General features: G+C 65.8%; 14 protein-coding genes and 1 pseudogene. All 15 read left to right on the forward strand.

What is annotated here, in order from left to right:
* Window positions 1-106, forward strand: a pseudogene (locus IED13_RS15420) (IS5/IS1182 family transposase); the annotation flags it as partial.
* A gap of 23 nt (window positions 107-129) precedes the next feature.
* Window positions 130-1941 (forward strand): terminase large subunit, encoded by a 1812-nt coding sequence (locus tag IED13_RS15425; protein WP_260368436.1) that lies wholly within the window; start codon window positions 130-132, stop codon window positions 1939-1941.
* Window positions 1938-3344, forward strand: a complete 1407-nt coding sequence (locus IED13_RS15430) for a phage portal protein (protein WP_191124681.1) — start codon at window positions 1938-1940, stop codon at window positions 3342-3344. The genes IED13_RS15425 and IED13_RS15430 overlap by 4 nt, the downstream gene beginning before the upstream one ends.
* Entirely contained in the window at window positions 3341-4252 is a 912-nt protein-coding gene (locus IED13_RS15435) for a S49 family peptidase (RefSeq protein WP_191124682.1), read from the forward strand. The genes IED13_RS15430 and IED13_RS15435 overlap by 4 nt, the downstream gene beginning before the upstream one ends.
* An 89-nt stretch (window positions 4253-4341) precedes the next feature.
* Window positions 4342-5808: a phage major capsid protein gene (locus tag IED13_RS15440; protein ID WP_248312602.1), complete on the forward strand. Its 1467-nt coding sequence runs from the start codon at window positions 4342-4344 to the stop codon at window positions 5806-5808.
* 91 nt (window positions 5809-5899) lie between these two features.
* Window positions 5900-6325, forward strand: coding sequence for a hypothetical protein (locus tag IED13_RS15445; protein WP_191124683.1), 426 nt, complete (start codon window positions 5900-5902; stop codon window positions 6323-6325).
* A gap of 59 nt (window positions 6326-6384) precedes the next feature.
* Window positions 6385-6948, forward strand: coding sequence for a hypothetical protein (locus tag IED13_RS15450; protein WP_191124684.1), 564 nt, complete (start codon window positions 6385-6387; stop codon window positions 6946-6948).
* A 3-nt stretch (window positions 6949-6951) separates the two neighbouring features.
* A complete protein-coding gene (locus IED13_RS15455; RefSeq protein ID WP_191124685.1) occupies window positions 6952-7500 on the forward strand; it encodes a head-tail connector protein in 549 nt (182 codons plus the stop codon).
* A 2-nt stretch (window positions 7501-7502) separates the two neighbouring features.
* Window positions 7503-7862 carry a head-tail adaptor protein gene (locus IED13_RS15460; RefSeq protein WP_191124686.1) on the forward strand — a complete coding sequence of 120 codons (360 nt, stop codon included), beginning with the start codon at window positions 7503-7505 and terminating at the stop codon, window positions 7860-7862.
* Window positions 7863-7879: 17 nt separating this feature from the next.
* A complete protein-coding gene (locus tag IED13_RS15465; protein WP_191124687.1) occupies window positions 7880-8374 on the forward strand; it encodes a hypothetical protein in 495 nt (164 codons plus the stop codon).
* Window positions 8375-8564: 190 nt separating this feature from the next.
* Window positions 8565-8972, forward strand: coding sequence for an HK97-gp10 family putative phage morphogenesis protein (locus IED13_RS15470; RefSeq protein ID WP_191124688.1), 408 nt, complete (start codon window positions 8565-8567; stop codon window positions 8970-8972).
* A gap of 2 nt (window positions 8973-8974) precedes the next feature.
* A complete protein-coding gene (locus IED13_RS15475; RefSeq protein ID WP_191124689.1) occupies window positions 8975-9373 on the forward strand; it encodes a DUF3168 domain-containing protein in 399 nt (132 codons plus the stop codon).
* 26 nt (window positions 9374-9399) lie between these two features.
* On the forward strand, window positions 9400-9834 hold the full coding sequence (locus IED13_RS15480; RefSeq protein ID WP_191124690.1) for a phage tail tube protein: 435 nt from the start codon (window positions 9400-9402) through the stop codon (window positions 9832-9834).
* Window positions 9831-10361, forward strand: a complete 531-nt coding sequence (locus IED13_RS15485) for a gene transfer agent family protein (RefSeq protein WP_191124691.1) — start codon at window positions 9831-9833, stop codon at window positions 10359-10361. Before IED13_RS15480 ends, IED13_RS15485 begins: the two co-directional genes overlap by 4 nt.
* Before the next feature lie 57 nt (window positions 10362-10418).
* Window positions 10419-12305, forward strand: coding sequence for a hypothetical protein (locus IED13_RS15490; protein ID WP_210323629.1), 1887 nt, complete (start codon window positions 10419-10421; stop codon window positions 12303-12305).
* The last annotated feature ends 9 nt before the right edge of the window (window positions 12306-12314 follow it).

A 12314-nucleotide genomic window follows, 5' to 3' on the forward strand; every position in this document is an offset into this window, starting at 1 on the left:
CGCCAAACTCAAGGATTGGCGGCGCATCGCCACCCGCTATGACCGGTGTTCCCACACCTTCTTCTCGGCCATCTGCATCGCAGCCACCGTCATCTTCTGGCTCTGATCAATGAGTCCTGAGCCTAGGCCGTGGAAGCCGCTGCCTCGGCCGCCGCGATCGCCGTCGGCGCTCCGGAGGCTCTGCATCCACTTCCGGATTGGCTCCTCGCCGTCGAGGACAATCCGGCCTATCGCTGGGCCATATCGGGATGGCGGAGGGCCGCCTCGGTACCGGGCGCCTGGTTCGATGCGGCCAAGGCCGAAAAGATCGTCGCCGCGTGGCCGACGATCTTCCGGCTCACGGAGGACCGTTTCCACGGGAAGCCGTTCAACCTGCTTTTGTGGCAGGGGATCACATTGCGGCTGCTGGTCGGCTGGAAGAAGCCGGTCGAGATCCTGGACGAGACGACGGCCGAGCCGCGGATCGCCTGGGTCCGGATCTTTCGGCGACTCGACCTTTGGATTCCCCGCAAGAATGGGAAATCCGAGTTCCTCGCCGGCCTCGGCGTACTGTTCTTCGTGCTTGAGAAGGTGCACGGCGCGCAGGCTTTTGTCTTCGGGCGCGACGAGAATCAGGGTCGCATCCCGTTCAAGAAGATGAAGGCAATCATCGAGGTCTCGAAGGGCTTGATGGTTGGGCCGGACGGCTCGCGCCGCGTCGTCAACCAGGCGAAATCGATCTTCGTTCCGGAGACTGGCGGCCTTTGCGAGCTGCTCTCGGGCAAGCCGGACGGCAAGCACGGCCGCTCGCCGACCGTGATCGTCGGCGACGAGATTCACGAATGGCTTTCGCGCGATCTCGCGGACACGCTGCGCGAAGGCACGGGCACCCGCCTGCAGCCGATCGAGCTTTACGCCTCGACCGCCGGCGTGAAGACGGCGAAGGTCGGCTACGATTGGTTCGAGGAGAGCATGGAGATCCTCGACGGCGTGAAGGATGATCCCTTCGCGCTGATCGTGTTTTTCGGCGCCGACCAGGAAGACGACTGGCAGGACGAGGCGACCTGGCGGAAGGCCAATCCCTCGATCGGTATGACGCCGACCTGGGATTACATGCGGATCGAGGCGGCCAAGGCCCGGGGCAAGCCGGCCCTGGAAGCTAAGTTCAAGTGCTACCACCTCAACCAGTGGGTGGATCACGTCTCAAGCTGGATTCCGGCCAAGGTCTGGCGGGCAGCGGCTCGGGACCGAGAGGCGTGGCGGCAGGGTGCCGAGCGCTTCCGCGGCCGGCGCTGCGTCGGCGCGATTGACGTCTCGGCAGTTCGAGATCTGACGGCGCTGGTCTGGCTCTTCGAGCCGCTCGAGGAGCGCAGGCCTTGGGAAGTCCTGCCGCTATTCTGGATTCCGGAGACGACGCTCGACGAGCGTCAGGAGCAGGACAAGCGGGTCAACTGGAAGGACTGGGTCGCGCAAGGCGCGCTCCGCAAGATTCCAGGCGATGTGATCGACCTGCGCTACGTCGCCGACGCCGTGCTCGAGGGCATGACGATGTTTGATGTGGCTCGCCTGGGGTTCGACGCCTGGGGCGTCAGCCAGCTGCAGATCATGCTGCAGGACGACGGAGTCCCGGTCGAGATCGACGAGGAACCCTTCCTCGTCAATTTGCGGCAGGGCCACCGCACGCTCGCGGCGCCGACGGTGGAGTTTGAACGGCGCGTATTCCAGAAGCTGCTCGACCATGGCGGCCACCCGGTCCTGGACTGGATGGTGCGGCACTGCGGGGTGCGCTTCGATCAAAATCTCAATTACGTCCCGGACAAGGCCGGTTCGAAGGACAAGATCGACGGCGTGATCGCCTCCGTCATGGCGACCTACCTCACGATGGAAGAGCCCGGCGAGGGCCCGTCCGTCTACGAGGATCGTGGAATCGTTGAAATCGAGGTCGAGAGCTATGCGCCATGACTGAAGCCGGCCTGTCCCGCTGGCAGCATCTGCGCGCCGCGGTCGGCTTCGGCTCCGGCCTGTCGGCGGCGGCCGATCGTTACGGTCCGGCGCACGAGGTCGGCCGGCAGGATGGCTGGTTTGTTCGCCTGCTCGGCGCGAAGACCAAGGCCGGCGTCACGGTCTCGGAGCTGACGGCGCTACACCTGCCGGTGGTCTATGCCTGCGTGAACCGCATCGGCAACCCCGTCGCCCATGTCCCGGTCGGCATCTTCCGGAAGGGGGATAAGGGGGAGGCAATCCGGGTCGACGATCACCCGATGTCGCAGCGCCTTCGGCTGCGGCCGAACGACTTCATGTCGTCGCGCACGCTGCGAAAGACCCTGCAGGGCCATGCGCTCTTGTGGGGTAACGGCTATGCCGAGATAGAGCGCAACGGGCGCGGCCAGGGCGTCAACTTCTGGCCCCTGATGCCGGACGTTACGGCGCCGCGACGCTCCGGCGGCTCGCTGGTCTACGACACGATTGTCGATGGCCGACGCTACGAGCTGCCGCATGGTGATGTGATCCACCTCATGGACCTGTCGCAGGATGGGTTCCGGGGCCATTCGCAGATCGCGCTGGCGCGGCAGGCGGTCGGCATGGGGCTGGCCATGGAGGAGTTCGGCGCGAAGTTCTTCGCGAACGACGCCAAGTCCGGCGGCTTCCTGATGCACCCGGGCCGGCTGTCGTCGAATGCGCAGGGCAACCTGGCCGCGCGCAAGGGCAGCGTGCCGAACGTGCCTGCCGGCGGCTCCGATCGCCGGACCGATTCTGGCGCCACGCTGGAGAAGCAGGGCGGTCTGGAGAACGCGCATCGGGTCAAGGTCCTCGAAGAGGGCATGAAATACATCTCGACGACGATTCCGCCCGAGGATGCCCAGTTCCTCGGGTCGCGCGAATTCCAGATCGCCGAGATCGCCCGCATCTACGACGTTCCGCTTGTGCTGCTGCAGAGCCATGAGAAATCGACGAGCTGGGGCTCCGGCATCGAGCAGCTGATGATCGGCTTCGTTAGGCAGACGATTCAGCCGTGGATCGACGCCTGGGAGCAGGAGCTCAACTGGAAGCTCTTCAATGAGGAAGAGCGAGAGCAGGGCTACTACGTCAAGTTCAACCTCAACGCCCTGCTGCGCGGCGACATGGCGGGCAGGGGCGCCTTCTACAAGATTCTGTTCGAGCTCGGCGTGCTCTCGCCGAACATGATCGCCGCGCTCGAGGAAATGGACGGCCTCGGCCCCGATGGCGACGTGCATTTCGTTTCACAAAACGTCCAGTCGATCGACCGCGCGATCAATCCGCCCGAGCCGCCGCCCATGGGCCACAACGGCGGCCCACCCCTGAAAGAAGAATCGGCCCCGGCCGACGAGGAGACCGGCGAATGAAATACGCCCATATCCTGATGGCGGTCTGGGAGGAGCGCTGGGCCCTGCAGGAAGCCAAGCTGCAGGCGATCCTGGACTTCCTGTCCCGGCAGGCCGCCGGCGAGAAATTCTCGGTCGACGAGGTTGCCGCGCGCATCCCGCAGAAGGCCGAACGCGAGGTCGCCCGCAAGGTCGGCCGGGTCGCCCTGATTCCCGTCCGCGGCGTCATCGCCAACCGTATGAGCCTGATGGGCGACATCTCGGGCGGCGTCTCGAATGAAGCGCTGGCTGGCTCCTTCCAGGCGGCCATGCGCGACCCTGACGTCAAGGCCGTCGTCTTTGACGTCGATTCGCCCGGCGGCATGGTCAGCGGAACCGATGAGCTGTCCAGCATGATCCACGCTGCGCGCGGGATCAAACCGATCGTGGCGCATGTGAACGCCACCGCGGCGAGCGCCGCATACTGGTCGATCTCGTCGGCTGACGAGATCGTGGTGACGCCATCGGGTTCGGTCGGCTCGATCGGCATTCTCGGCGTCCATGACGATGTCAGCGCGGCGATGGAAAAGGCCGGCGTGAAGAAGACGCTGATCTCGGCCGGAAAGTTCAAGACGGCGGCCAGCCCCTACGCGCCGCTCGACGACGACACCCGGGCGCGCATCCAGGCGAAGGTGGACGCCTCATACGAGCGCTTCGTCGCCGCGGTCGCGCGTAACCGCAATGTCGCCGTCAAGCGCGTCCGCGATGGTTTCGGCCAGGGCGACATGGTCGATGCCGAGGCCGCTGTCGCCGAAGGCATGGCCGATCGCGTCGCCACGCTCGAGGAAACCCTGCAGCGCTTCGGCGCCTCGCTTTACGGCAACGTGACGACGCCGCCCGCCAGCCGCACGCCGGCGCCGGAGCGCAGCAGGCGAGCCCTGCAGCTTTAACCCTTCCGCCCATCAGCGGATCTTCACGCACGCGGACCGGCGCGGGCGGCGGAGTTCTTTTGTCCCGGTAACGCGCGAGAGACATCCCCATGGGAAAATTCAGCCGCGCCGCCCGTCTCATCGCGGCGGCTTGTTTCGCGGTGGCCGTCGTTGCGGCTGCCGCCTATGCCCTCGACCCGTCGCTGCAAATCCTGGCCGCGAAGTCGAGCCATCTCATCATGGCGGCGCCGCTGGCGCTGGCCGCAATCGACACGAGCCTGAAGGGTCTGCGCGAGAAGCACGGCAAGCTCGTCGCCGAGATGACGGCCCTCCTGCAGAAGGCGGAGGAGGGGGATCGCGATCTGACGGCGGAAGAGCAGACCCGTTTCGACGAGCTCAAGGCCGAGCGTGATGGTCTTGCGACCCGGATCGACCGCCTGACCGAGCAGCGCGCCGCCGAAGCGGCGCTCGACGAGGTCATTCCGGCTGCCGGCCGCGGCGGACAGGTCCAGCCGCCGGCCCGCCGGCCGAACGAGGCCGCGACGCAGTTCGAAAGCTTCGGCGAGTTCATGCATGCGGTGCGCTTCCGGTCGAACGATCAGCGCCTCACCTTCGTCGAGAATGTCGGTGCCGAGCAGGGAGAGGGCAGCGACCTGCGCGCCGAAATGCGCATGGACAACGACACCCAGGGCGGCTTCATGGTACCGCAGCAGTTCCGCTCGCAGATCATGAGCATCGCGCCGCAGGATGCACTGGTTCGCCCGCGGGCGACCATCATCCCGGCGGGCAATGCGCCGGATGCCGGCCTGTCCATGCCGGTGCTCGACCAGGGAGGCTCCGCGCCGGCCAATATGTTCGGCGGCGTGCAGTTCGCGTGGATCGAAGAGGGCGGCGCCAAGCCGGAGACCAATCTCGGCCTCGGCGAATTCACCCTGACGCCGCATGAAGTCGCCGGCCACATGAAGATCACCGACAAGCTGCTGCGCAATTGGCCGGCCGCCGACGGCTTGATCCGCCAGCAGTTCACCCTCGCGCTGGCCGGCCTCGAGGACTACGTCTTCCAGCGCGGCAACGGTGTGACGCAGCCTCTCGGCGCGCTCAACGCGCCGGCGACGAAGTGGGTGCCCCGCGCCAACGCGAACACCATCACCTATATCGATATCGTCAACATGGTGGCGGTGTTCCTGATGCGCGGCGGTCAGCCGGTCTGGTCGATGCCGCAGCAGGCCCTGACCAAGATCGCGACGATGGTCGACCCTGCCGGGCACTACATCTGGAAGGAGAATGCCCGCGATGGCTTCGCCGGCACGCTCATGGGCTATCCGGTGCGCTGGAACAACCGGGCGCCGGCTCTCGGCGTCAAGGGCGACGTCCTGCTCGCGGACTGGAGCTACTACGTCATCAAGGATGGCTCCGGTCCGTTCGTCGCGGCCTCCGAGCACGTCGAGTTCCTGAACAACAAGACCGTGATCAAGCTGTTCTACAACGTCGACGGCGCGCCCTGGATGAAGGCGCCGATCAAGGAAGAGAACGGCTACGAGGTCTCGCCCTTCGTCGGCCTCGATATCCCGGCCTGATCGGCCGGCGCCCGCGCTGTCATAGCGCCCGGCGCCGGGTCCGCCCGGCGTCCCTGCCTTTCCCGCAATCTCGATCGAGGAGGAGCTCGCAATGCGCGATCTCGCCAACACCCTGCATTTCAAGCGGGCGATCAGCCCGGCCGCGGCCGTCGCCGACAACACGCCCATCGTCTCGCAGATCATCGACCGGCTCGGTTACGAGCAGCTCGTCTTCGGCATCGCTATTGGCGCGATCGCCGATGCGGACGCCACCTTCGCGGTGCTGCTCGAGCATGGCGACCAGGCCAACCTGTCCGACGCGGCGGCCGTGCCCGATTCGCAGCTGACCGGTAGCGAGGCGCTCGCCGGCTTCAAGTTCGACGATGACGACAAGGTCCGGAAGCTCGGCTATGTCGGCCCCAAGCGCTACGCCCGGCTGACGATCACGCCCGCCAACAACGCCGGCAACGCCTTCGTCGCGGCCGTCGCGATTCTCGCCAGCGCCCGCTACGCGCCGACCCCGAACCCGCCGGTCTGAGCCCCGCCCGCAGCCCATAGCGCGCAGGCGGCGCCGGCGCCTCTTGAGAGGATCATCCCATGACGAAGTATGTCGTGATCTCCCCCTGCCGGGCTTCGGCCGGGGGCGCCGCGCTGGCGCGTGGCGAGTATTTCCCGCCCTCGGCCGACGAGGTCCAGATCGAGCGGCTGCAGAAGGCCAATTGCCTGGCGCCGGAGAGTTCGCCGGAGGGCAAGCGGGCCCGGTCCGAGTATCTGCAGCTCGAGGCGGGGCAGCGTCAGGCTTCCGAGGCGGCCGAACGCCAGCGTGCGGAGGCGGCGCGGATGGACACCGAGCGGGCCCAGCGGATCTCGGACGAGATCGCCGCGGCGGAGAAGCGACGCGACGAGGCCCTGGCCACGGCCGATGAAGCCGAGGCCAAGCATGCCGAGCGCCTCCAGCAGATCGCGGCCGATCTCGCGCAGGCGGAGAAGGCTCACGCCGATCGGCTGGCGCAGCTCGGCGGCGACATCGCCAGCCAGGAGGAGCGCCTGACTTCCGTGATGCTCCAGGTCACCGAGAGCGAGAAGAAGCTCCAGGGCCTCGCCGAGCAGGTCGCGGCGGCCGATGCCGAGCTCGCGAAGAAGCCCGGCAAGAAGGGCTGATCCGTGCCGAAGGTGATCGTCGTCGTGCGGCCGGAATCGATCTTGCCGCTCGACCTCGTCAAGCAGCATCTGCGCATCGATCACAGCGCGGAAGATGCCCTGCTGCAAACCTACATCGCAGCGGCGACGGAGGAGATCGACGGGCCCGATGGCTGGCTGGGCGTCTCGCTCGGCCGCCAGACTCTCGAATGGCAGGGCGACAGCTTCCCGGCAGACGGGTCTTCTCCGATCATGCTGCCCTGCGGCCCGGTCTTCCAGATCGTGTCAGTGTCCTATACGGACCGCGATGGCGGCTCGCAGTCCTTCGCGGATCACGAGCTTTTCGGACAGGACCTGTTCGTGAAGCGCGGCAGCAGGTGGCCCTCGACCATCTGCCGCCCTGCAGCAGCTCGAATCCGGTACGAGTCAGGCCATGTTCAGGAGGCGGTCCCGACGCCCGTCATCCAGGCCTTGCTGATCATGGTCGAGGACTTTTGGGAGCGTCGCGCGGTGGATGGCCCGATGCATCCCACCGCGGCCCGTCTTCTGGCGCCACGCCGTGTCTGGATCTGACGATGCTCGAAGCCGGCAAGCGCCCGCATCGCGTTCGATTTGAGCGGCGGATCGAGATCAATCCCGATGCGCCGGCCGACCTTGGTAACATCGAAAGCGATTGGACGTTGATTGCCGAAGTCTGGGCCGGCTTTTTGCCGCAAGCGGTCAAGGATCGTCTCACCGCCGGCGCGGTCATCGGCGGCATGCTTGGCGTCCTCACTGCATTGCGCTCGCCGGATACAGTCCGCGTCGACGAAGGCTGCCGTGTCGTCTTCCTGGCCGGCCCCTATCGCGACCAGATCGCCAATATCCGCGCGGTCGTTCCGACGCCCGATAGCCGAGAGATCGCTTTCACCATTCAAACCGGCATGCCGGTCTAGCCAGCGGAAGGGCAGTCATGTCTCTGGAAACCGTCATCGTCGCTTCGCTTAAGGCGATTGAAACCAGCAACCTCGATCTCGCTCAAGGGCGTGCGCCGATCGAGCTCGAGGTGCGTCACGCCTTCGGAAGCGGCAGTGGTGCCAATCAGGCGTCGAACGCTTTCAGCGACAGTCGCACGCTCGCCGCCTCCGGTAGCGAGAATATCGATCTCGCCGGCGCGCTGACGACCATCTTTGGGGTGGTTCTGAATTTCGCCTCGGTCAAGGCCATCCTTATCCGCGCCCGTGCCACGAACGTGAACAATGTCGCGGTTGGGCCGGCTGCCAGCAACGGTTTTCTCGGTCCCTTCGCCGACGCCTCCGATCGCGTGGTGATCAAACCCGGCGGCGTGTTCCTGGTGACGGCTCCGGCGGCTGGCTGGCCAGTGACTGCCGGAACCGGTGACCTTTTGACCGTCACCAATCTCGGCGCCGGCTCCGCTGTCGATTACGACATCGTCATCATCGGCTGATCATGCCTTGGGTTCGCTTCGACAAGCGCTTCGACTGGACGCCAGCGGCTCTGCATGGGCGCTGGTCGCGTTCCTTCCCGTCCGGGCTGACCTGGTTCGTCACGCGCGGCTGCGCCGCCGCGGCGGTTGCGTCCGGGCGCGGTGTCGTCGTGCCGCGACCAGCAGCCCGGCGAGCTCCTAAAGGCCTCCGATGAGCAGCAATGCCAGCCTTGAGCGGTGGAAGAGGCGCCTTGCCAAGGTTCCGCTCGACGTGCGCAAGGCAGCTTCAGCTACAGCGCTAAGCGAAGCGGATGGGTTGGCTTCGGCGATCAAGGCGCGGGCGCCGAGGGATGACGGCGCGTTGCAGGAATCGATCCGGACCGAGAGCGGCGGCACGGGCGACCGCTGGTATGTGAAGGCTGGAGGCGAGAGGACGACGCGGCCAGTGCGCGAGGGCGCTAGCACGACCTACGATTATGCGCTCGGCCAGGAGTTCGGAAACGCGCATGTCCCGGCGCAGCCATTCTTCTGGCCTACCTATCGGATGCTTCGCCGAGCCATCCGGAATCGCATTGCCCGGGCTGTCCAAGCGGCCGCTCGCAAGACGTTCGAGACCTGAGCGTGATCACTCCCGACTATGCGCTGCAAGATGCGCTTGTTCGCGCCTGCAAGGCCGCCCGGACGGCCGCCGGAGACAATATCTTCGACAAGGTCCCGGCGAAAGCGGCGTATCCGCGCGTGGTGATCGGACCGAGCCAGGTCGTACCGATCGGGGCGTCCTGCCTTGGCGCCAAGGAAGTTACGCAGCAGGTTGACGTCTGGACGGACAGCGTTGGTTTTGGCGCTGCCCGCCAGATTGCTGGGACGATCGTCTCGCTGGTCGAGGATGACCAGCTCCAGCCCACGGGCTTCGTGATCGCGCTGGCAGTGGTCGAAAGCACGGACATTTCGCGCGAGTCCGATGGCATCGTTTCGCGGGCGCGGATTTCGATCCGCGCCATTCTTCAACCGGCGGCGTAGCCGGGCATCCCTGAAAGGAAACCACGATGGCGCGTCCGACGACGATCCGTGAATCAAAGCTGCTGATCAAGCTCGGCGATGGCAATACGCCCGAGACGTTCTCGGCCCCGTGCGGGATCACCACGAAGAGCTTCAACCGCTCGGCGGAAGTGAACGAATTCAATGTCCGCGATTGCGCCGACCCCGACAAGCCCGCTTGGGTCGAGCGAGTCAAGCGGGCGCTCTCCTCGGAAATCACCGGTTCCGGCCTGCTCGCCAGGGAATCCCTCGATGTTTACGAGGCGGCCCTAGCCTCCGATGATCCGGTCAACGTGCAGGTCGTGCTCGACTATGCGGTCGGTCCGCGGACCTATCAGGGCGCCTATCTCGTCACGGCGCTCAACATCGGGGCGCCGGAGGACGAGCTCGTCAATGTCGAGATCACGCTTCAGTCGAGCGGCCCGGTGGAGCCGCTGCCGTGATAGGCGACATCGATCAGCTCGACGGTTCGGTCGTGCTGCCCTTCGGCGAGGAGGAGCGGCTGTTCCGGCTCGGCATGGATCAGCTCTTTGCGCTTGAGCAGAAGCGCGATTGTGGTTTCGCGCTCTTGCATGATCGGCTGATGCGCGGGGGCTGGTCGATCGCCGACGTCAGCGAGACGCTGCGTCTCGGCCTCGTCGGCGCCGGCATGGAGTTGCGCCCGGCGAAGGAATTGGTTGACCGCTATTGCGTGCCCGGTCGCCTGGAGGCCTGCGCAACGCTCGCCTTCTATGTGCTCGCGGTCGTTATGGACGCGCCGAAGGCGCTTGCCATCCTGGGAAAAGGCGGCGCGACGGTGGACACGACGGAGGCGACGGACGCCTTTCCATCGTCGCCTTCTACGGATTCGCCGCCATCACCGGAATCGACCCGGGCGCGCTCGGGCGCCTCTCCTTCTGGCGATACATCGCGCTCGTCGAGGGCTGGAACCAGGCGCACGAAAGCGCCGACGCGCCGCCAGAACCCATGAGCGCGGACGAGTTCCGCGACATGGTCAAGCGGCTAGGCTGAACATCGGAAACTCTCAATGGTAGGCCAACCTCTCGTTATTCCGGTCGGAGCATCGATCCGCGACCTCGAGCGCGCCATGCGCCAGGCTGTCCAGCTCGTCGACAGATCGGCGACCGAGATGGAGGATCGCTTTGGTCGTATCGACCTCGCCGCCCGGTTTGGCGTCGGCGCCCTCCAGGGCGCGATCGCGGCGATCTCTTTCGAGAAGGTTGTTAGTGGTATCGTCGACGCCAATCGTGAGATCGCAAAGTTTGGCGATACGGCCCGGCGCAGCGGTTTGGATGTTGCGCGCTTTCAGGAGTTGCGGCTTGCCGCTGGTGGCCTCGGCATTGAGGGTAAGTCGTTCGATTCCGGAGTTCAGGGGCTGGCCAAAGCGCTTAATGAGGCGCGGCGGGAAGAGAATGATCTCGCCAAGCTGCTGGACGCCAACGGTATCAAATACAAGGACCGCAAGGGCGAAGTCATCTCGACCAACGAGGCGCTTGCCGTTGCAGCCGATCTGATCAGTCGGGCAGCTACCGAGCAGGACAAGATCGCTATTGCGGAGCGCTTCGGATTGCCGGCGGATTTCCTGCCGCTTCTCGAAGGCGGGGCTGCCGCGCTCAATCAGCTCGCCCGAAATGCGGCAGAAGCCGGAACGATCCTGGACAGCGAAGTCATCGCCCGTGCCAAGGAATTCGATACGGCTTGGACAAACGCCTGGACAGTCTTTGGCGCGAACGCGAAGGCAGCCGTCGTTTCCGCTGCGCAGGGTCTCGCCAGCCTGATCGGCCAAGCCGGCCAGTACATCGCCTCAGTCGATGCCGCCAACAAGGCCGCATTCGCCGCTGACCGCGATTTGCGGGCGCAGCGCCGCCAGCAGGCGCGCGAGATGGGTCTTGCCAATGCTGGTGGCCGGGATGCGGTCGATGCTGAACAGTCGGCGGCGTCGCGCCGCCAGATGGCGGCCTTTCGGCAAAGCGAGATCGATCTTCGCAACCGTCAGGTCGATAACGCGCCGCTGCCGCCGTCGCGACCGGCACGGCTCTTCTCCGGCGACGCCACGGTTCTTCCGAAGAAGGGCGGCGGCAGCGGCGGAGGTGGTGGTGGCGGCGGCGGCAAGAGCGATGAGGAGCGGGCTCAAGACCGGCTCGAACGCTACATCGAGACGTTGACGCGGCAGAATGCCGTGCTCGATGCCGAGATCGCCACCTTCGGCAAGTCCAATGCTGAAAAGCGCGCTGCGATCGAGCTCGCCAAGGCTGGCGTCGATCTCGCGAAGCTTGACGAGGCAGAGCGCCAGAAGACAATCGCAAATCTGACCCGCGAGATCGAGCTCAGCGAGCAGAAGCGTACGACGTTGGAGCGCCTGAAAATGGCGCAGCAGGGCGTGAACGATGCGGCCCGCTACTTCGGCAATGCGGGTATCGATGCGCTTGAGGATTTCATTTTCAACGGTGCAAAGGCGGAGGACGTCGCCAAGCGCCTCGCGGTCTCGCTTGCCAAGGCCGCTCTGCAGGCTGTGCTGCTTGGCGATGGCTCGCTGGCTGGCGTGTTCGGCACCAAAGCCGGAAGCGGCGGTGGAATGGGCGGATTGCTCGGCGGGCTGCTCGGCTCGTTCGGCGGCGCCCGAGCCGGCGGCGGCCCTGTTTCGCCGGGCAAGGCTTATGTCGTCGGCGAAAAGCGGCCAGAGCTGTTCGTTCCCAACAGTGCTGGCCGAATCGTGCCCCGAGTGCCGGATGCGGTGATGCCGGGCGGCGGCGGCAGCGGGTCGACGATCAGCTACGCCGATCAGCGTCAGATCAACATCACACCTGCCGACGGCGTCACGCCCGAGCAGATGACGCAGGCGCTGGCGGCCTATGACCGGCAGAGCCGGCGTAACATAGCCTCTGTGCTGCAGACGGCTGGCGCACGTTTCTGAGGTTCCAGG

It is taken from the genome of Allobosea spartocytisi (assembly GCF_014764685.1).
Lineage (GTDB): Bacteria > Pseudomonadota > Alphaproteobacteria > Rhizobiales > Beijerinckiaceae > Allobosea > Allobosea spartocytisi.